Genomic DNA, 18,627 nt, shown 5'->3' on the forward strand with positions numbered 1-18,627 from the left:
GCATGGCGCTCATTGCAGCGTCAGCAGGCAGCCCGCTGGCAGGGAGAGCACCAGGGGGCCGGTGGCGGCGGCCGGGCCCAGGGCCTTCCACGCCCGTCGGCGCAGTTCCACCAGGATCGGCTCCACCGCCCCGACCCCGTCGATGCGGACTTCCGGCACCACGAAGACGGTGACGTGCAACGGTCCCTCGCTCACCCGCACCACCCGGCAGGGCCAGTGGTGGGACGCCCCGGGCACGGGGGCTGCGGCCAGCTCCAGGTGGTTGGCCCGCATCCCCACGTGGCTGATGGACGCCTCCAGGGGCTCCGGCGAGTCCAGCTCCATCCCCCAGGACAGGGCCCGCAGCCGGGTGGGCCCGATCCGCTGAACCGCCGAGATGTTCTTGCAGCCCGTGAGTCGCGCCACCGCCACCGCCCCGGGCCGCTCGAACACCTCCCACCGGGGCCCCTGGCGCAACCGCGCCCCCCGATCGATCACCAGCAGCTCCTCGCACAGCCGGTAGGCCTCCTCCATGTCGTGGGTGACCAGCAGGGTGGGCACGGCGGAGCGGGCCAGCAGGTCCTCCATCAGTTGCTGCAGGCGGCGGCGGCGATGGGCGTCCTGGGAGGAGAGGGGCTCATCCAGCAGCAGCAGATCCGGTTCGGTCACCAGGGCCCGGGCCAGGGCCGCGCGCTGCTGCTGACCGCCCGAGAGCTGGGCGGGGAACAGGCGCGCCTGCTCCTGCAGCCCCACCGCCGCCAGCTGGGCGGCCACCCGGGCGTGGCGTTCCGCCGGCGGCAGGTGGGCCAGGCCGAAGCCGACGTTGGCGGCCACGCTCAGGTGGGGGAAGAGGGCGTTGTTCTGGAGCATCACGGCGATGCGGCGCCGCTCCGGCGGCAGATCGAGGCCCCGCTCCGCATCGAACAGCACCCGGCCGTTGAGCTCGATCCGGCCGGCCCGGGGGCGCTCCAGCCCGGCCAGCAGGCGCAGCAGCAGGCTCTTGCCGGCCCCGGAGGGCCCCAGGATCGCCAGCCGGCGGCAGGAGGTGTCGAGGGCCAGCTCGAGGCGGAAGTCAGCGTGGCACTGCTGGAGCGTGAAGCGGAGGCCGAAGGGGCGGGCAGGCGCCAGCGGGGGCACCGGAGGCCTCGGGGACGACGGAGGGCTGGGCAGAGGCGGCTGGGGCAGGGCCGTAGCGGGCGCTGCGGCGGTGGTGCCCGGCCGGCGGGGCCGGCGGGAGCGGCTCAGGAACAGCTGCACCAGCCCCAGGCAGAGCCCGTTCAGCAGCAGAACCTGGCCGGTCCACACCCAGGCCCGGGGCAGATCGCCGGCATCGACGGCCGCGAAGATCGCCAGGGGCAGGGTCTGGGTGCGGCCCGGGATGTTGCCCGCCAGCATCAGGGTGGTGCCGAATTCCCCCAGGGCCCGGGCGTAACTCAGGCTCAGGCCCGCCCCCAGCCCCGGCAGCACCAGGGGCAGGGTGATCCGCCGCCACACCCGCCACGGCCCCGCCCCCAGGCTGCGGGCCACCCCCTCCAGGCCGGGATCCAGCTGCTCCAGCGAGGCCAGCAGGGTGCGGTACATCAGGGGGAAGGCCACCACCGCCGCGCTCAGCACCGTGGCGGGCCAGCTGAACACCAGCTCCAGCCCCAGCCGCGCCAGGGGCTCCCCCAGGGGGCCGTAGCGGCCCAGCAGCTGCAGCAGCACGAACCCCAGCACCGTGGGCGGCAGCACCAGGGGCGAGAGCAACAGCAGGTCGGCCGTGGCGCGCCGTGCGCCCCGCCAGCGCCGCACCCGATCGGCGGCGAGGAACCCGGCCGGGGCCACCAGCAGCACCGCCAGGGTGGCGCTGCGCAGCGACAGCAGCAGGGGCGACAGGCCGGGGTCGGCCTCCATCAGGGGGCCCGACCGGGCAGGATTTCGAAGCCCTCGCGGCGGAACAGGGCCCGGGCAGCCGGGCTGCCCAGGGATCGCAGGTAGGCGCGGGCCAGCTGGGGCTGGCGGCTGCCGCGCAGCACCGCACCGCTGTAGCGGATCGGGGCATGGCTGGCGAGCGGAGCGGTGGCCACCACCCGCAGGCCCCCCAGTTGCACCGCATCGCTGCGGTAGACGAAACCGGCGTCGACGTTGCCGTCCGCCACCGCCCGGGCCACGGCCCGCACCGACCCCAGGGGCACCAGCTTCGGGGCCACGGCCGCCGTGAGTCCTTTGTGGGCCAGCACCTGGCGGGCGTAGTCGCCGGCCGGCACGGTGCCGTCACCGATGGCGATGCGCCGCACTCCGGGGCCCGCGAGTCCGGCGATGTCCAGGGGGCGCCGTGGCGCCCGGGCCGGCACCACCAGCACCAGCCGGTTGCCCAGCACATCCCGCCGGCTGCCGGCCAGCAGCAGGCCCGCCCGCTCCAGGCTGTCCATCGGCCGGACGCCGGCGGAGAGAAACACATCCGCCGGTGCCCCCTGCTGGATCTGCTGTTGCAGCAGGCCGGAGGCGCCGACGTTGAATTGGGGCGGCGCCGCCCCCTGGCCTCTGGCGAAGGGAACGGCCAGGGCCTGCAGCGGCCCCGAAAGGCTGGCCGCCGCACTCACCAGCAGCGGCGGGGCCGCGGCCCTGGCCTCGTCCTCCCGTCCGCCCGCCGCGGCCACCAGGGCGCCGACGAGCAGGGGTCCGGCCAGCAGGGCCGCGACCGCTGCACGCCGGGGCAGGGGGGTGGCCATCGGCGGCGCAGTCGGCGGCCTCAGAAGGGTATCGGCATCGCCACATCGGCCGGCGACGGGGCGCAGGACGGCACCCGCTCCTGCACCACGGCCCCCACCACCACGATCGAGGGGGAGGCGAAGGCCTCAGCCTCCACCCGGTCGGCGAGCACCTCCAGGGTGGCCACCAGCTGCCTCTGGCCCCGCACGGTGCCCTGCTGGATCACGGCGGCGGGGGTGCTGGGGGCCAGTCCGCCCGCCACCAGCTCCGCGACGATGTGGCGCAGGTTGTGCAACCCCATGTAGATCACCAGGCCATCGCTGCTGCGGGCCAGGCCGCGCCAGTCGACGCCAGGACGGCGCTTGTCGATCTCCTCGTGGCCGGTCACGAAGGTGACGCTGGATCCGGCCCGCCGGTGGGTCACCGGAATGCCGGCATAGGCGGGGGCGGCGATGCCGGCCGTGACCCCCGGCACCACCTGCACCGGGATCCCGTGGGCCGCCAGGTGGGCCGCCTCCTCCCCACCGCGGCCGAACAGGAAGGGATCGCCGCCCTTGAGGCGCACAATCAGCCGCCGGCGGCCGGCCAGCTCCCGCAGCACGGCGTTGGTGCTGGGCTGGGGCACCGAATGGTGGCCGCGGCGCTTGCCCACGAAGTGCCTTTCGCACCCCTCGGGCACCAGATCCAGCAGGGCCGTGGGCACCAGGGAGTCGTAGACGAGGGCATCGCACTGCTGCAGCAGCCGGTGGGCCCGCAGGGTGAGCAGGTCCGGATCCCCCGGGCCCGCCCCCACCAGATACACAGTCCCGGGGCCGTCGTCGGCGCAGGGGGCCAGGGTCTCGTCCGTCATGGCTCCGTCATGGCTCCGTCATGGCAACGCCATCAGGGCCTCCAGCACCACGGCCCGGAACCGGGGCCGCTGCAGCAGCGGCAGGCCCAGCGACGGCGGCAGGGCGTCGGTGAGCCGGTTGGCCGCCAGGGCCAGGGGCAGGGCGGGGCCAGGCAGGGGCAGCGGAGCGTCCTCAGGATTGGGGGCACTGTATGGAGTGGCGCGGCAGCGGGCACCGGTGACCCCCTCCAGGTGGGCCAGGAACGCGGCACCCAGCGGGCCCTCCAACGGATGGTGCAGCAGCCAGGGTTCTGCCGGGGCAGGGGCTCCGGCCGCCTGGGTCGGGGCCGGCAGCTCCGCCAGCTCGGCGGCCAGGGCCCGCTGCCAGGCGGGCCAGGCCCCCAGGAACGGCAGGCGCCGAACGGGCCCGTGCCGGCGGCAGCGGTCGGCGATCCGCGGCACGTCCCGGCGCACATGGCTGCCGGGCAGAAGGAACAGGGGCACCAGCGCCAGGGGGACGGCGCCACTGCCGCAGGGGGCGGCCGGCGGTTCCCCCGCCGTCAGGGCCTCCAGTCCCACCGGAGCGCCGCGCCCCGCCTCCAGCTCCCTGGCCAGGGCCTGCAGTTCGGCGGGGATGACGCCACCGGCACGGCCATGCACCACCAGCAGAAGGGGGCTTGTGACGATCCCGGGCATGCCCATCACCCTACGGAGGCCGCCGCGCCTATCGACGCCGAGTTCCAGGAGCTGGTCCTCAGCGCAGGGGATCGCCGCCCAGCAGAGCGCCCACCTGATCCAGCAGGTTGTTGATCAGCCGACGCCCCAGGCGCTCCCCCTCCTCCCCCCAGCGCGCCCGGCCGGCCCGCACCTGCTCCACCCCATCGGGTCCGAGGGCCTGGCGCACGTAGTCGCCGTCCTCCTCGAGCCAGACCTCCACGGCGGCGTCCGTCACCTCCACGTGGAACTGGAGCCCGTGGGCGTGGTGCCCGATGCGGAACATCTGTTCGGCGCAGAGGGGCGTCGACCCCAGCAGGGTGGCGGCGGCGGGGAGCCGGATCCGGTCCCCGTGCCAATGCAGCGCCGGCAGGCCCGCTCCGAGCCCCGCGAGCACCAGTTCCTGCCCCTCGGGCCGTGTCCAGTCCACCAGCCCCCAGCCCACTTCGTAGGCCCGCACGGGCGGTTCCCCCACGGTCAGCGGCACCACCTGCCCGCCGGCGGCGAAGGCCAGCAGCTGGGCCCCCAGGCACAGCCCCACCACCGGGCGCTCGCGCGCCAGGCACTCCCGCAGCAGGGCCACCTCCGCCTCCAGCCAGGGGAAGGACGGCGATCCGATGTCGCCCACCCCCATCGGTCCCCCGAGCACCAGCAGGGCCTGATCGGGATCGAGCCGGGGTATCGGCTCCCCCAGGTCGGGACGGCAGACCGTCACCGCCCAGCCCCGACGTCGGGCCTCCTCCCCGAAACGGCCCGGGCCTTCCCGCTCCAGGTGCTGGAGCACCACCAGGTGGGTCATGGATGGGCGGGACGGCGATGGGAGCCCCAGCATGGGGGCGTCCGCCGCTCCGGGCCAGGTTCCATGGGCAGCGATCCCAGCCTCCGCCAGCTGCTGACGTTGGTGATCGGATCGGTCGGACTGGGCTACATGCTGTACGGCAAGAAGCAGGCCCATGCGGTGGCCCTGGGCTGCGGGGTCCTGTTGGTGGTGATCCCCTTCGGCTTCAGCCACCTCCCGGCCCTGACGGCGGTGGCCCTGCTGCTGATGGTGCTTCCATTTCTTCTGCACCGATTCCTCGTCTGAGCCATGCCGACCCCACAGGAGGTGTTGCGCTTCTGGTTCGAGGAGACCCCCTCCTCCGCCTGGTTCCGGTCCGGCCCCGACCGCGACCGGATCGTGCGGGAACGCTTCGGGGCCCTCACCGACCAGGCCCTGGCCGGCGAACGGGCCGCCTGGGGCGAGCGCGCCGCCGACGCCCTGGCCCTGCTGCTGGTGCTCGACCAGTTCCCCCGCCAGATCTGGCGCGACCAGGCCCGCGCCTTCGCCGGCGATGGGCAGGCCCAGGCCCTCACCCTGCGGGCCCTGGAGTCCGGCTGGGTGGAGGCGGAGCCGGCCCCGGAACGGCGGCCGTTCTGGCTGATGCCCCTGATGCACAGCGAGGAGCTGGCACTGCAGGAACTGGGTCTGCCCCTGTTCGAGCGCCTCACCGACGCCCGCACCGCGGACTTCGCCCACCGCCACCAGGCGGTGATCGCCCGCTTCGGTCGTTTCCCCCATCGCAACCAGGCCCTCGGGCGGACGAGCAGCCCCGAGGAGGAGGCGTTCCTGCAGCAGCCCGGCTCCCGCTTCTGAGTCCCCCGATGCGCTCCCCCACCAACCCTGCCGACGCCGCCGCGACCCTGCGGGCCGCCGAAGCCACCGCCCATCGCCTGGCCGGCGAGCTGTTCCCCTGGGACCTCACCCGGGCCCTGGAGCTGGCCCTGCTCAAGACCTTCTGTGTGCCCTCCATCTCCGGCCTGCTGGCCCGCACCGGGGAATTCGAACGCCGGCCCCGCAAGCGCTACGACGACACCGGCCTGATGGTGGCCGAATTGCTGCGCCATGGCCTGGACAACCCGGCCGGAGCGGCAGTGATCGCGCGCATGAACCGCATCCACGGCCACTACGCGATCAGCAACGACGATTTCCTCTACGTGCTCTCCACCTTCGTGGCCGAGCCGATCCGCTGGCTGGCGCGCTATGGCTGGCGGCCCCTGACCCCCCTGGAGCAGGAGCACCTGTTCCTGTTCTGGCGCGGGGTGGGCGAGCGGATGGGGATCGCGGCGCTGCCCCCCAGCCTGGAGGCGTTGCTGGCCCTGAACGAGCGGGTGGAGCGGGAGGCCTTCGCCCCGGCGGCCACCAACCGGCGCATCGCCGAGGCCACCCTGGCCATGCTCCTGGCCGACTGGCCCGCCCCCCTGCGCCCCGCGCTGCGTCGGGGGCTGCTGGGCCTGCTCGACGGCCAGACCTGCGCCGCCCTGGGCTGGAGCACCGCGCCCGACGGGCTGCAGGCGCTGGTGGTGCAGGCCCTGCGGGCCCGCAGCCGGGCCGCCGCCCTGGTGGCCGCAGGCCGCGCCGGCCTGGGCCGGCCCGCCGCGGCCCGCTTCTATTCCCAGCGCCCCACCCCCAGCTACGGCGCCAGCTTCCGCCTCGAGCAGCTGGGGCCGCCGCCGCTGCTGGCGGACCTGGCGCTGCCCGCCCCACCGGCCCTGGCTAAGCAGGAGGTACTGCCCGCCTCCCGCCAGCCCATGGCCGCCCCCTTCCAGTCCCCCCACTTCGCCGTCGTGCGCACGGAGGACGGCTGGATCCTCGAGGCCCGCGTCACCAAGGATCTCGACGGCGACTGGCTGCTGAGTCGCCACGAGCTGGAGGAGCTGCACGGGCTCCTGGAACAGGTGATCGCCTCCTGACCCCCGCCCCTCCCCCCGATCCGGTGGTCCCGGACCAGGTGTCGACCGCCCAGACCCCGGGCCGCCTGCTCAGCGTGCTGGGGGTGAGCTTCGGCATCGCCGGAGCGGTGGGGGGCACCATCGGCGCCGGCATCCTGCGCACCCCAGGCCTGGTGGCGGCCCAGCTGGGCAGCGGCCCCTGGGTGGTGGCGGCCTGGCTGGCCGGCGGCCTCTACGCCCTGCTCGGCGCCAACGCCGTGGCGGAACTGGGGGCCAGCCTGCCCCTGGCCGGCGGCTGGTACGTCTACGCCCGCCGCTGTTTCGGGGATGCCGCCGGCTTCACCGTGGGCTGGATGGACTGGGTCGGCCACTGCACCGGCATCGCCTGGGTGGCGGTCACCATCGGCGAGTACGCGGCCTTCCTGCTGCCGGGGCTGGAGCCCCACGGGAAGCTGGTGGGACTGGCGGTGCTGCTGCTGTTCACCCTGATCCAGCTGCTGGGGGTGGAGGCCGGCAGCGGCAGCCAGAAGCTGCTGAGCCTGGCCAAGGCGGTCGCCTTCCTGGCGGTGGTGGCGGCCTGCTTCCTGCTGGGCGGCCCCGACACCCGGGCCGCCGCCGCCGCGGCGATCCCCACCGATCCGGCGGGTCTGACCCCGGTGGGCTGGACAGGCCTGGCCGTGGCGCTGGTGTTCTCCCTGCAGGCGATCGTCACCACCTACGACGGCTGGCACAGCCCCATCTACTTCTCCGAGGAGTTCAGCGAGCCCCAGGACGACCTGCCCCGCTCCCTGATCGGCGGCGTGCTGGCGGTGATCGCCCTCTACACCCTGTTCAACCTGGCCCTGCTGCGGGTGCTGCCGCTGCCGGTGATCGCCGTCTCCAGCCTGCCGGTGGCCGATGCGGCCGCCCTGCTGTTCGGCGCCTTCGGCGGCCAGGCGATCACCGTGCTGGCGCTGCTGTCCCTGGCGGGGCTGATCAACGCCTCGATCATGGGCGCCCCGCGCATCCTCTACGGCCTCAGCCGCGACCGGCTGTTCAGCCCCCTGGTCGACCGGGTGAACCGGGGCGGCACCCCCACCGTGGCGCTGGTGCTCACCAGCCTGGCCTCGGCCCTGCTGGTGCTCGGCGGCGACTTCACCGTCCTGCTGGGGCTGGCGGCCTTCCTCTACGTCAGCCTCTACCTGGTGGGGATCGTCTGCCTGTTCGTGCTGCGGCTGCGGGAGCCGGAGCGGCCGCGGCCCTACCGGGCCTGGGGCCACCCCTGGAGCACAGCGATCGTGCTGCTCGGATCGGTGGCGTTCCTGGTCGGCGCCCTGCGCAACGACACCGCCAACAGCGGCTGGGCCCTGCTGCTGATCGGCGTCAGCGTGCCCCTGTTTCAGGCCACCCGGGCCCTGACGCCGGCCGAGGCGCCATGACCTCCCGGTGGCCGCCGGCCTGGTGGGACGGCGCCCTGGCGGGAGAGATCCTGCAGCGCAGCGGCGAGCACCTGCTGCTGGTGGGCAGCGCCATCGGCCTGGCCCTGGCGATCAGCCTGCCCCTTGGCCTCTGGATCAGCCGCCGGCCCCGCTGGGCCGGGCCGGTGCTGGCGGCCGCCAGCACGGTGCAGACGGTCCCCAGCCTGGCGATCTTCGGCCTGCTGCTCACCGTGCCGCTGCTGGGGGGCATCGGCACCACCCCGGCGATCGTGGCCCTCACCCTCTACGCCCTGCTGCCCCTGCTGCGGGGGCTGGTCACCGGCCTGGCCCAGGTGCCCCAGGGGCTGAAGGAGGCGGGCCGGGCCCTGGGGCTCAGCGACCGCCAGGTGCTGCTGCGGGTGGAGCTGCCCCTGGCCCTGCCCACCCTCATGGCGGGCATCCGCGTGGCCACGGTGATCGGCGTGGGCGTGGCCACCATCGCCGCCGCCATCGGCGCCGGCGGCCTGGGGGTGTTCATCTTCCGGGGCATCGCCACGGTGAACAACGGCCTGATCCTGGCGGGGGCCCTGCCGGCCGCCGCCATCGCCCTGCTCGCCGATGGCGGCCTGGGGTTGCTGGAGCGGCGGCTGGGCCGGCGCCGCAACGGGAACAGCCCCGGCCGGCGGCGGGTCCTGCGGCTCGCCTGGGGCCTGGCGGGCCTCACCCTCGTGGCCGTGCTGGCCCTGAAGCTGCTGCCGCCCGCCGGCGCCGGCACGGTGCGGATCGGCAGCAAGAGCTTCACCGAGCAGCTGATCCTGGGCGAACTGCTGGCCCAGCAGATCGAGGCCAACACGCCGCTGAAGGTGCGACGTGATTTCGGGCTGGGGGGCACCGGCCTGATCCATGCCGCCGTGCGCAGCGGCCGCATCGACGGCTACGTGGAGTACACCGGCACCGCCTGGACCACGCTTCTTGGCCAGTCCCCTCCTCCGCCGGACACGCCCGATCCAGCGCGGCGGGTGTTCGAGCAGACGCGCCGGCTCTATGGCGAACGCTTCGGGCTCACCGTGTTCCCCTCGCTGGGGTTCGAGAACAGCTTCGCGATCCTGGTGCGCCGCGCCGAGGCCAGGCGGCTGGGGATCGCCACGATCAGCGAGGCGGCCCCCCACACCCCCAACTGGCGGGCGGGCTTCGGCTACGAATTCCTCAACCGCCCCGATGGCTTCGCCGGCCTGGCCCGGCGCTACGGGCTGCGCTTCGCCCAGCCGCCCGAGGCCATGGATCTGGGCCTCACCTACCGGGCCCTGGCCGAGGGGCGCGTCGACCTGATCGCCGGTGACACCACCAACGGCCTGATCCCCGCCCTCGACCTGCAGCAGCTGCGGGACGACCGCCACTACTTCCCCCCCTACGACGCCGTGCCCGTGTTCCACGCGGCCACACTGCGGCGGCGCCCGGAGCTGGTGCCCGTGATCGAGGGGCTGGCCGGCCGGATCTCCGCCGCCACCATGCAGCGCCTCAATGCCCAGGTCGACCTCGACGGTCTGGACGTGGCCGAGGTGGTGCACCGCTGGCGCCTTCAGCAGGCCGGCGCGGCCGGGGCCGAGGGCGCGTCCTGAGCGTCGCCGGCGGCGGGCCCGGGGCGGCGGAACACCAGCACCGGCAGCTCGGTGTGGGTCAGCACCCGCTGGGTCTCACTGCCCAGCAGCAGGCCGGCGAGCCCGCGGCGGCCGTGGGAGGCCATGAAGATCAGGTCGCAGCCGTGGCGGGTGGCGGCGTCGATGATCGCCTCGTAGACGACCGGATGCTCACCGACGGCGGTGTCGCAGGGGACCCCGGCCTCCTCCGCCACGGCCCTGGCCCGCCCCAGCAGCTCGTCGGCATAGGCCCGCTCCGCCTGACTGAAATGCTCCACCACGGCCGGATCGAGCAGCACCGGATCGCCGTAGAGGGAGCCCTGGGGCGGCAGCGCCAGGTTGGCGAGCACGTGCAGGAAGGTGATGGTGGCCCCCGCCTCACGGGCGAAGCTCACCGCCCGGCGGATCGTGCCGTCGGAGAGATCGGAGCCATCGGTGGGCACCAGCAGGTGACGGAACATCGGCCTCGCCTCGAGCGCGCTGCGGTGCGCTCATGATCGCCCGGCGGCCAGGCGCCGCTCCACCCGCCGCGCCAGCTCCGGGGCCAGGCGGCGGCGATCCAGGGCGGCCAGGTCCTGGGCTCCCCCCGGCAGACGGGCCAGCAGATCCACGGCCGTGGCGGCCAGGGCGGGGTCCAGATCCCCCACCAGGGCGCCGAGCGCCTGCCGCAGGGGGAGCAGCGGCCAGGCCCCGAGACCCACGGCCAGTCCCTCCAGGGCCGCCCGCCGCTGCAGCAGCGGCAGCGGCGCCAGCGCCCGGTCCCGCAGCAGCGGAAAATCGTCCGGGTGACGCTGGTGGCCCAGCAGAGGCAGCAGCAGAGCGGCCCGCGCCCCCGCGGCCGAGCCGTCGGCGAGGGCGGCGGCGCTCGGGGCCAGGGCCTGCCGCAGCAGGACCCGGCAGCGGGGATGGCGGTGGCGGCCGATCACGGCCAGCAGGGCAGGGTCGGCGGCGGGCTGGGCCAGCCACCCGGCCAGCAGCCGTGCCGCCGCCGGGCCGTCGAGCCGCTCCGCCAGGGCGGCGAGCAGGTCGGCGGCAGGCAACAGCGATCCCGCCTCCACCGCCTGCAGCCAGGGCTCCAGGTCGAGGTCCCGGGCCCGCCGCAGGCCCTGCAGCCAGGGCCAGCGCTCGGGGCTGCCGCTGGCCGGCAGTGCCCGGGGATCCCAGGCGGCGCGGGAGGCCGTCACGGGGCGCTCACGGCGCGGCCCGCCGCCGGGCACCGAAGTGTTCCACCAGCAACCCCTCCAGCACATCCGGGAGCTCGGAGAGGGGCACCGCCTTCCCGTGCAGCTCGGCCAGCTGCGGATCGTGATCCAGGCGGCCCCCCAGGAAGATCTTGGCCGCCTCCACCATCTGGCCGTCCTGGCGGGCCTTGGCCCCCATCAGGCCGATCTGGCCCATGTAGGGCTGGCCGCAGGCGTTGGGGCAGCCGGTCCAGTGGCTGCGCACGGCCTCAGGCAGCTCCAGCCGCTTCTCCAGCTCATCGATCACCGCCTGGGCGGTGCGTTTGGTGGGGATCAGGGCAAAGCTGCAGTAGCGGCTGCCCGTGCAGCTCACCGCCTCGGCCTGCAGGGCGCCGGGCTCCAGGCGGAACCGTTCCAGCAGCGGTTCGGCCTCCAGGGCCGCGAGGCGATCGGTCGGCACGTTCACGATCAGCACGTTCTGGGCCTCGGTGAGGCGCAGCTCACCACTGCCGTAGGTGCGGGCCAGGCGGGCCAGCTCCACCATCGTGGCGGCGTCGAGGCGCCCCATCGGCACGTGCAGGCCTGCCCAGTGGAGGCCCGCCTGCTTCTGGACCTGGAGCCCCAGGCCGTCGCGGGGGGGCCGCACCACCAGATGGTGGCCGTCGTGGGGCAGCGGAGCCTGCGACGACGCCCCGGCCAGCTCCCGGTAGGCCGCCACCACGGCATCGCGGTAGGCGACCAGCCCCAGCCCATCGACCAGGTACATCAATCGGCTCTTGTTGCGCTGGACCCGGTTGCCGTGGATGTCGTAGTGCCGCAGCAGGGCCAGGGTGAAATCGGGCAGCTGGTCGGCCCGCAGCCACAGGCCGAGGGGAACGGCCAGCTCGTTGCGCTGGGCCGAGAAGAAGCCGCCCACCATCACCGTGAAGCCGAGCGGTGCGGCCGGATCCTGCGGGTGGGGCGCCGGCAGAAAGGCGAGGTCGTTATGGAGCACGAAGCTGTCGGGAGCCCCGCCCACGGCCACGTTGAACTTGCGCGGCAGGTTGCGGGGGCCGTCGTCGGCGAGCAGCCGGGCCTGGATCGCCGCCACCAGCGGCCGGGTGTCGATCAGCTCCTCCGGGTCGAGGCCGGCCAGGGGGTTGCCAGTGATGTTGCGGGGGTTGTCATGGCCCGACTGGCGGCTGGTGAGGCCGACCCGCTCCATCCCCTCCAGCAGGGGCGGCATGTCCTCCAGCAACAGACCGCGCAGCTGCAGGTTCTGGCGGGTGGTGATGTCGGCGCTGCCGTGCTCGCCGCAGCGGTCGACGGCGTCGGCCAGCAGCTCCAGCTGTTCGGCACGGATGACGCCGTTGGGCAGCCGCAGCCGCACCATGAAACGACCGGGGGTGACGGGACGGAAGAAGATCCCCAGCCACTTGAGGCGGATCGTCAGGGTGGCCTCATCGAGGGACTCCCAGCCCGCGGCAGCCAGCTCCGCCAGCCGGGGGGCCAGGTCGAGGCCACAGAGCTCCGCCTTGGCCCGTTCGACCTTGCTGAGGCCCTCCAGGGGCGGAGCGGAACGGCCGCTGGCTGGGGCGCTGGCGGTGTGAGTGTCGGTGTCGGTGTCGACGCTCGTGTCGATGCTGTTCATGCGAAAACGGCGGCCCGCATGGCAAGCCATGCGGCGAATCCCTGCCAGGCAGGTGGGGGGGAAGCGGGGCTTCGGGGGAGCGCGTCTCGAGCCGGTCTGGCGAGACAGGAACCCGGGACGCCGATGAGAGCTGCGTCGTCCGGACAGATCGTTGTGTCGGGGAGCGCCGGGGAAAGCTGCGCGAACCCACCGATCGGGAAGGCTTTAGTTTCCGGCATGGAACCGTCCGCCCATGTCGTCCCTGTTACCAGAACCGACCAGCCCGGGCCCTGACGCCTCCCCGCCGCGGACGACCCCGCCGCGGAACGGGGCCGAGGATCGGCGTGTGGTGCGCCTGCAGGCGCTCGGCCCCGAACGGGCCCGGTTCCGTGAGCTGATCGGCAAGGTGGGCAGCGGCGAGCACACCAGCACCGGCCTGGATCGCCAGGAGGCCGCCGAGGCCATGGACCTGATGCTCCAGGGTCGGGTTGCGGACGCCCAGATGGGGGCCTTCCTGATCGCCCACCGGATCCGCCGCCCCCATCCCACCGAGCTCGCCGGCATGCTCGACAGCTACCGGCGCTGCGGGCCGGTGCTGGAGACCCCCGGCCGGCAGCCGCTCTGCTTCGGGGTGCCCTACGACGGTCGCAGCCGCACCGCCCCCCTGCTGCCCCTGGTGGCCCTGGTGCTGGCCAGCGACGACGTGCCGGTGGTTCTGCACGGCGGCGACCCGATGCCGGTGAAGTTCGGCGTCACCCTGGCCGAGTTGTTCGAGGCGATCAGCATCCCTTCGACCGGCCTGCCGCTGAGCGAGGTCCAACAGCGCCTCGACCGCCATGGGCTGGCCCTCACCCACCAGCCCGACCATTTCCCCTGGGCCGAGCGACTGGTGCCCGTGCGGGACGCCATCGGCAAACGGCCACCGGTGGCAAGTCTGGAGTTGCTGTGGACACCGCACCGTGGGGAGCACCTGCTGGTGAGCGGCTTCGTCCATCCCCCCACCGAGACCCGCGCCTGGCAGGCCCTGCAGGACTGCGGCGAGATCGACCTGCTGACGGTGAAGGGGCTGGAGGGCTCCACCGACCTGCCCACCTCCCGCGCCGGCATCACCGCCCGCGTGCGCCATGGAGCCACCGAGCGGATCCTGCTCCACCCCCGCGACCACGGCATCACCAGCGCGGAGGTGCCCTGGCAGGGCCTGGAGGCCTGGCGGACCCAGGCCCTGAAGGCCCTCTGCGGCGAAGGTGACCTGGTGCCGGCGCTGCGCTGGAACGTGGCGGCCTACCTCTGGTTCGCCGGCCGCTTCGAACGCCTCGAGGACGCCCTCGATCAGGCGACGGCGCTGCTCGTGGCCCGCAGTGGCGAGCGGCTGCGGCGCCAGCTGGCCAATCCGTAGGAGCGGGCCCGAGCCGAAGCGGCTCCAACTTCAGAATCGGTAACCGACGCGACTCTTGCGTGGGCCGTCGCCGTGGTCTCTTGATGCGTGTCTGGTCAGCCTGCGCGCCAGCAATCGAAATCTTCGCCAGCACGGTGCCCTTTGTTGTGAGGCCCGTCCTGAGAACACGTGCACCCGAAGGTGCCCTCCTCGGTCCTCCCTGGCTCTCCCTCAGGCTCCATGTCCAACCTTTCCCGTCGCAAGTTCCTGATCACCGCCGCCGGCACCACGGCAGGCGCCATCTGGCTGAGTGCCTGTGGCGGCAAGCCATCCAGCACCAGTTCGACCCCGGCCGCCTCCGGCGCCGACGGCGACACTGAAGTGAAGGGTGCCACCCTCGGCTTCATCGCCCTGACGGATGCATCGCCCCTGATCATCGCCAAGGAAAAGGGTTTCTTTGCCAAGCACGGCATGCCCGATGTCAAGGTCGTCAAGCAGACCTCCTGGGCCGCCACCCGCGACAATCTGGAACTGGGCGCCGATCGCGGCGGCATCGATGGGGCTCATATCCTGACGCCGATGCCCTATCTGCTCACGGCAGGAAAGATCACCAAGAGCTCCCAGCCGTTGCCGATGTACATCCTGGCTCGGCTGAATGTGAATGGTCAGGCCCTATCCCTGTCCAACGAATTCCTCAAGGAGAAAGTCACCATCAGCGATCCGAAGATCAAGGCGATCGCCGATCGCAAGAAGGCCAGCGGCAAGCTGCTCAAGGCCGCCATGACGTTCCCTGGCGGGACCCATGACCTCTGGATGCGGTACTGGCTGTCGGCCAACGGCGTCAATCCCGACACCGAAGCCGATCTGGTGGTGGTTCCTCCCGCCCAGATGATCGCCAATCTCCAGACGGGCACCATGGACACCTTCTGCGTGGGTGAACCATGGAACCAGCGGGCTGTCAACAAGAAAATCGGCTACACCGGAGCGATCACCGGTGAGCTGTGGAAAGATCACCCGGAAAAAGCCTTCGCCATTCGTTCGGACTGGGCGGACAAGAACCCCAAGGCCACCCTGGCCATGCTGAAGGCCGTGCAGGAAGCCCAGATCTGGTGCCAGGATCCTGCCAACCTGGATGAACTCTGCGAGATCACTTCCAAAGATAAGTATTTCAAAACAAGTGTCGAAGACATCAAACCTCGCCTGGCCGGCACCTTTGACTACGGCGATGGCCGCAGCGTTACCGATTCTCCGCTGCGGATGCACTTCTGGCAGGAGACCAACTCCCATTCCTTCCCCTACAAGAGCCATGACCTCTGGTTCCTCACCGAGGACATCCGTTGGGGCTATCTGCCCGAAAACACGGACACCAAGGCGCTGATCGACAAGGTCAACCGTTCCGATCTCTGGCGGGAGGCCGCCAAGGCCATCGGCCAGGAAAAGGCCATCCCCGCCTCCGATTCTCGGGGCAAGGAAACGTTCTTCGATGGCGTGGTCTTCGACCCAGAGGATCCCAAGGCCTATCTCGCCAGCCTCAAAATCAAAGCTCTGAAGTGAGTTTTCGTTCCATGATGCTCACCCTTACGATCAGGCCCTGGCCATGAGTGTTTCCGTCTCCAAAGGAGCCCAGGCCCGCAAGACGCCACTGGCGCCCATCATCAAACAGTCCATGCCCTACGTGGTTTGCGTAGGTGCGTTTCTGATCGCCTGGCAGATCCTTTCTTTCATCCTCGGCGAATCCAGACTTCCGGGGCCCATCAATGTGGTCGCCCAAACGTGGGATCCCTATATCAGCCAGCCGTTTTTTGATGATGGCGGCACAAGCAAAGGGCTGGGATGGCAAATCTTGATCTCGCTGCAGCGGGTTGCCATTGGCTACAGCCTTTCCGCCATCGTCGGCATTACGGTCGGTGGCATTCTTGGAATGAATCGCTTCATCGGGAAGGGCTTCGATCCCGTGATCCAAGTGCTACGCACAGTGCCGCCACTGGCTTGGTTTCCGATCTCGCTGATGGTCTTTCAGGATGCCAATACATCCGCCGTCTTTGTGATCTTCATTACCGCCATCTGGCCCATCATCATCAATACGGCTGTGGGCATCCGTGAAATTCCTCAGGATTACACCAATGTCGCCCGCGTTCTGAAGCTCCGCAAAGGCGCATACATCCGGGAAATCGTTATTCCAGCCACTGTGCCCTACGTTTTCACGGGCCTGCGGATCGCGGTCGGTCTTGCCTGGCTGGCCATCGTCGCCGCCGAGATGTTGAAGGCTGACGGCGGAATCGGCTACTTCATCTGGGATGCCTACAACGCGGGCGGAGATTCAAGCTCCAGTCAGATCGTCCTCGCCATCATCTACGTGGGCATTGTCGGGCTGCTTCTGGATCGCCTGGTCGCCTTCGCCGGCCGCAAGCTCAGCAAGGGAGCTGCCTGACCATGGCCGCCCTGTTCACCGTCGACCACGTCACCCAGGCCTTCCCCCTGCCCGGCGGGGGTGAATACGTGGCCCTCAAGGACATCTTTCTCGATATCGCCGAAGGCGAATTCATCTCCCTCGTCGGCCACTCCGGCTGCGGCAAGTCCACCCTGCTGAACCTGCTGGCCGGCCTCACCGCCGCCACCCAGGGGGGCATCCTCATGAACGGCCGGCAGGTCACCGATCCGGGGCCCGATCGGATGGTGGTGTTCCAGAACTACTCCCTGCTCCCGTGGCTCACGGTGCGCCAGAACATCGCCCTGGGCGTCGACAACGTGATCGCCTCCAGGGACCGCCAGGAGCGGGACGCGATCATCGAACAACACATCCAGCTGGTGGGCCTCAAGGCCGCCGCCGACAAGTACCCCCGGGAGATCTCCGGGGGAATGAAGCAGCGGGTGGCCATCGCCCGTGCCCTGGCCCTGCGGCCGAAGCTGCTGCTTCTGGATGAGCCCTTCGGCGCCCTCGACGCGCTCACCCGGGGCAATCTGCAGGAGCAGCTGATGCGGATCTGCCAGGAGGCGAAGGTCACCGCCCTGATGGTCACCCACGACGTGGACGAAGCCCTGCTGCTCTCCGACCGAGTGGTGCTGATGACCAACGGCCCCGAGGCCCACATCGATCAGGTTCTTGAGGTGCCCCTGCCCCGACCCCGCACCCAGCTGGGGACGGTGGAGCACCCCCGCTACTACGGGCTGCGCGCCGAGATCGTCAGCTTCCTGTCGGACCAGCGCCGGGCCCGGCAGCAGCGGCTGAAACCCGCCGAGGCGATCGCCGCCAATGGCCTCGAGAAGGTGAACATGGATCTGGGCTTCATTCCCCTCACCGACTGCCTGCCTCTGGTGGTGGCACAGGAGAAGGGGTTCTTCGCCCGGCACGGTCTCACCCAGGTGCGGCTGCGGCGCGAGAGCAACTGGAAAACCCTCGAGACCCACGTGCGCCAGGGCGTGCTCGACGGGGCCCTGATGGTGGCGGGGATGCCGATCGCCATGACCCTCGGCTGCGGCGGCCAGCCCCCCCTGGCGATGGTGAGTGCCCTCACCCTCAGCTGCAACGGCAATGCCATCACCCTGCATCGCCGCTTCCACGACGCCGGGGTCAACACCCTGGCTGACTTCAAGGCCTGGATCGCCGCCCACCCGGACGCCAGGCCGGTGCTCGCCGTGGTGCATCCGGCCTCGATGCACAATCTGATGCTGCGGGCCTGGCTGGCCTCGGCGGGGATTCACCCTGAGCGCGACGTGGAGCTGCTGGTCATCCCGCCGCCCCAGATGGTGGCCGCCCTCAAGGCGGGCACCATCGATGGCTACTGCGTCGGTGAACCCTGGAACTCCCGCGCCGTGCTGGAGGGCCTCGGCACGGTGATCGCCACCGATGTGGAGCTGTGGAACGGCCACGGCGAGAAGGTGCTGGGGGTGAGGGAGGCCTGGGCGGCCGCCTACCCCCGCACCCACCGGGCCCTGGTGCAGGCGCTGCTGGAGGCCTGCCGCTACTGCGAAAATCCAGCCCACCGCAATGAACTGGCCGACCTGCTGGCCCAGGGTCCCTATGTCGGCACCGACGTGGCGACGATCCGGCCGGGCCTCGTCGATGCCTACGACCGCGGCACCGGCACACCCACCGCCATGCCGTCCTTCAACCGCTTCTACGGCCCCGAGGTCAACGAGCCCAACCCGGCGGAGGCTGTCTGGATCCTCAGCCAGCTCGGCCGCTGGGGCCTGGCCAGCTTCCCCAGCAATTGGCAGGAGGTGGCCGACCGCGTGCAGGATCGGGCGCTGTTCCGGAGTGCGGCCGACGCCCTTGGGCTGCCGGGTGCGGAGCGCCCCCCATCGGCAGTGGCGGCGGTGGCGGCATTCGATGGCGATCGCCTCGACCCGGCCGATCCCCTCAGCTACCTCGACCGCCTCCGCATCAAGGGCCAGGTGACGGTGGCCCCGGCGCCCCTGCCGCCGCCGACACCCCGGGTTCCGGACGCGCCGGTGCCCGCCCCGGCCAGCCGCTGACCCCTTCTGCTCCCCTTCCCTCCCGCTCCT

Annotated in this window: 17 protein-coding genes; 9 read left to right on the forward strand and 8 right to left on the reverse strand. The window is 71.9% G+C overall.

Going from position 1 to position 18,627, the window contains the following annotated elements; all coding sequences use genetic code 11:
- Positions 1-9: 9 nt before the first annotated feature.
- The 5 genes from modB to VB738_RS02240 are packed head-to-tail and all read right to left on the reverse strand — an operon-like array spanning position 10 to position 5,012.
- Positions 10-1,872 (reverse strand): molybdate ABC transporter permease subunit, encoded by a 1,863-nt coding sequence (gene modB, locus VB738_RS02220; RefSeq protein WP_323304187.1) that lies wholly within the window; start codon positions 1,870-1,872, stop codon positions 10-12.
- The gene (modA, locus tag VB738_RS02225) at positions 1,872-2,690 is read right to left on the reverse strand and encodes a molybdate ABC transporter substrate-binding protein (RefSeq protein ID WP_323304188.1); all 819 of its coding nucleotides are present in this window, start codon (positions 2,688-2,690) and stop codon (positions 1,872-1,874) included. The genes modB and modA overlap by 1 nt, the downstream gene beginning before the upstream one ends.
- Before the next feature lie 20 nt (positions 2,691-2,710).
- Positions 2,711-3,520, reverse strand: a complete 810-nt coding sequence (gene cobA / locus VB738_RS02230) for a uroporphyrinogen-III C-methyltransferase (RefSeq protein WP_323304189.1) — start codon at positions 3,518-3,520, stop codon at positions 2,711-2,713.
- Between the two features lie 18 nt (positions 3,521-3,538).
- Complete coding sequence (locus VB738_RS02235) at positions 3,539-4,195, reverse strand: sirohydrochlorin chelatase (protein WP_323304190.1); 657 nt, start codon at positions 4,193-4,195, stop codon at positions 3,539-3,541.
- Positions 4,196-4,253: 58 nt separating this feature from the next.
- Complete coding sequence (locus VB738_RS02240) at positions 4,254-5,012, reverse strand: type 1 glutamine amidotransferase (RefSeq protein WP_323304191.1); 759 nt, start codon at positions 5,010-5,012, stop codon at positions 4,254-4,256.
- Between the two features lie 63 nt (positions 5,013-5,075).
- Between VB738_RS02240 and VB738_RS02245 the strand changes: the two genes are divergently transcribed.
- From VB738_RS02245 to VB738_RS02265, 5 genes are read left to right on the forward strand one after another with little or no spacing between them, the layout of a single operon-like run.
- Positions 5,076-5,297 carry a hypothetical protein gene (locus VB738_RS02245; RefSeq protein WP_323304192.1) on the forward strand — a complete coding sequence of 74 codons (222 nt, stop codon included), beginning with the start codon at positions 5,076-5,078 and terminating at the stop codon, positions 5,295-5,297.
- A gap of 3 nt (positions 5,298-5,300) precedes the next feature.
- Positions 5,301-5,846 carry a DUF924 family protein gene (locus VB738_RS02250; RefSeq protein ID WP_323304193.1) on the forward strand — a complete coding sequence of 182 codons (546 nt, stop codon included), beginning with the start codon at positions 5,301-5,303 and terminating at the stop codon, positions 5,844-5,846.
- An 8-nt stretch (positions 5,847-5,854) separates the two neighbouring features.
- Positions 5,855-6,943 (forward strand): oxygenase MpaB family protein, encoded by a 1,089-nt coding sequence (locus VB738_RS02255; protein ID WP_323304194.1) that lies wholly within the window; start codon positions 5,855-5,857, stop codon positions 6,941-6,943.
- A 38-nt stretch (positions 6,944-6,981) separates the two neighbouring features.
- Entirely contained in the window at positions 6,982-8,340 is a 1,359-nt protein-coding gene (locus tag VB738_RS02260; protein ID WP_323304195.1) for an APC family permease, read from the forward strand.
- Positions 8,337-9,938 carry a glycine betaine ABC transporter substrate-binding protein gene (locus VB738_RS02265; RefSeq protein ID WP_323304196.1) on the forward strand — a complete coding sequence of 534 codons (1,602 nt, stop codon included), beginning with the start codon at positions 8,337-8,339 and terminating at the stop codon, positions 9,936-9,938. The genes VB738_RS02260 and VB738_RS02265 overlap by 4 nt, the downstream gene beginning before the upstream one ends.
- On the opposite strand, the gene VB738_RS02270 is transcribed toward VB738_RS02265, so the two are convergent.
- Genes VB738_RS02270 through VB738_RS02280 form a run of 3 tightly spaced genes read right to left on the reverse strand, consistent with a single transcriptional unit; the run spans position 9,899 to position 12,767 of the window.
- Positions 9,899-10,417, reverse strand: a complete 519-nt coding sequence (locus tag VB738_RS02270) for a universal stress protein (RefSeq protein WP_323304197.1) — start codon at positions 10,415-10,417, stop codon at positions 9,899-9,901. The two genes, VB738_RS02265 and VB738_RS02270, sit on opposite strands and share 40 nt — an antisense overlap.
- Before the next feature lie 30 nt (positions 10,418-10,447).
- Positions 10,448-11,140 (reverse strand): hypothetical protein, encoded by a 693-nt coding sequence (locus VB738_RS02275; protein WP_323304198.1) that lies wholly within the window; start codon positions 11,138-11,140, stop codon positions 10,448-10,450.
- Between the two features lie 7 nt (positions 11,141-11,147).
- Positions 11,148-12,767, reverse strand: a complete 1,620-nt coding sequence (locus VB738_RS02280; RefSeq protein WP_323304199.1) for a ferredoxin--nitrite reductase — start codon at positions 12,765-12,767, stop codon at positions 11,148-11,150.
- Positions 12,768-12,999: 232 nt separating this feature from the next.
- On the opposite strand from VB738_RS02280, the gene VB738_RS02285 reads away from it, so the two are divergent.
- The 4 genes from VB738_RS02285 (at position 13,000) to VB738_RS02300 (ending at position 18,597) form a co-directional block, all read left to right on the forward strand.
- Positions 13,000-14,142, forward strand: coding sequence for an anthranilate phosphoribosyltransferase (locus tag VB738_RS02285; RefSeq protein ID WP_323304200.1), 1,143 nt, complete (start codon positions 13,000-13,002; stop codon positions 14,140-14,142).
- A gap of 219 nt (positions 14,143-14,361) precedes the next feature.
- On the forward strand, positions 14,362-15,675 hold the full coding sequence (locus VB738_RS02290; protein ID WP_323304393.1) for a CmpA/NrtA family ABC transporter substrate-binding protein: 1,314 nt from the start codon (positions 14,362-14,364) through the stop codon (positions 15,673-15,675).
- 43 nt (positions 15,676-15,718) lie between these two features.
- Positions 15,719-16,552: a nitrate ABC transporter permease gene (ntrB, locus tag VB738_RS02295; RefSeq protein ID WP_323304201.1), complete on the forward strand. Its 834-nt coding sequence runs from the start codon at positions 15,719-15,721 to the stop codon at positions 16,550-16,552.
- A gap of 2 nt (positions 16,553-16,554) precedes the next feature.
- Positions 16,555-18,597: a nitrate ABC transporter ATP-binding protein gene (locus tag VB738_RS02300; RefSeq protein ID WP_323304202.1), complete on the forward strand. Its 2,043-nt coding sequence runs from the start codon at positions 16,555-16,557 to the stop codon at positions 18,595-18,597.
- Positions 18,598-18,627: the final 30 nt, after the last annotated feature.

Origin of the sequence: Cyanobium gracile UHCC 0139, from assembly GCF_034931325.1 — a bacterium.
In the GTDB taxonomy this organism is placed as follows: Bacteria; Cyanobacteriota; Cyanobacteriia; order PCC-6307; family Cyanobiaceae; genus Cyanobium; species Cyanobium gracile_B.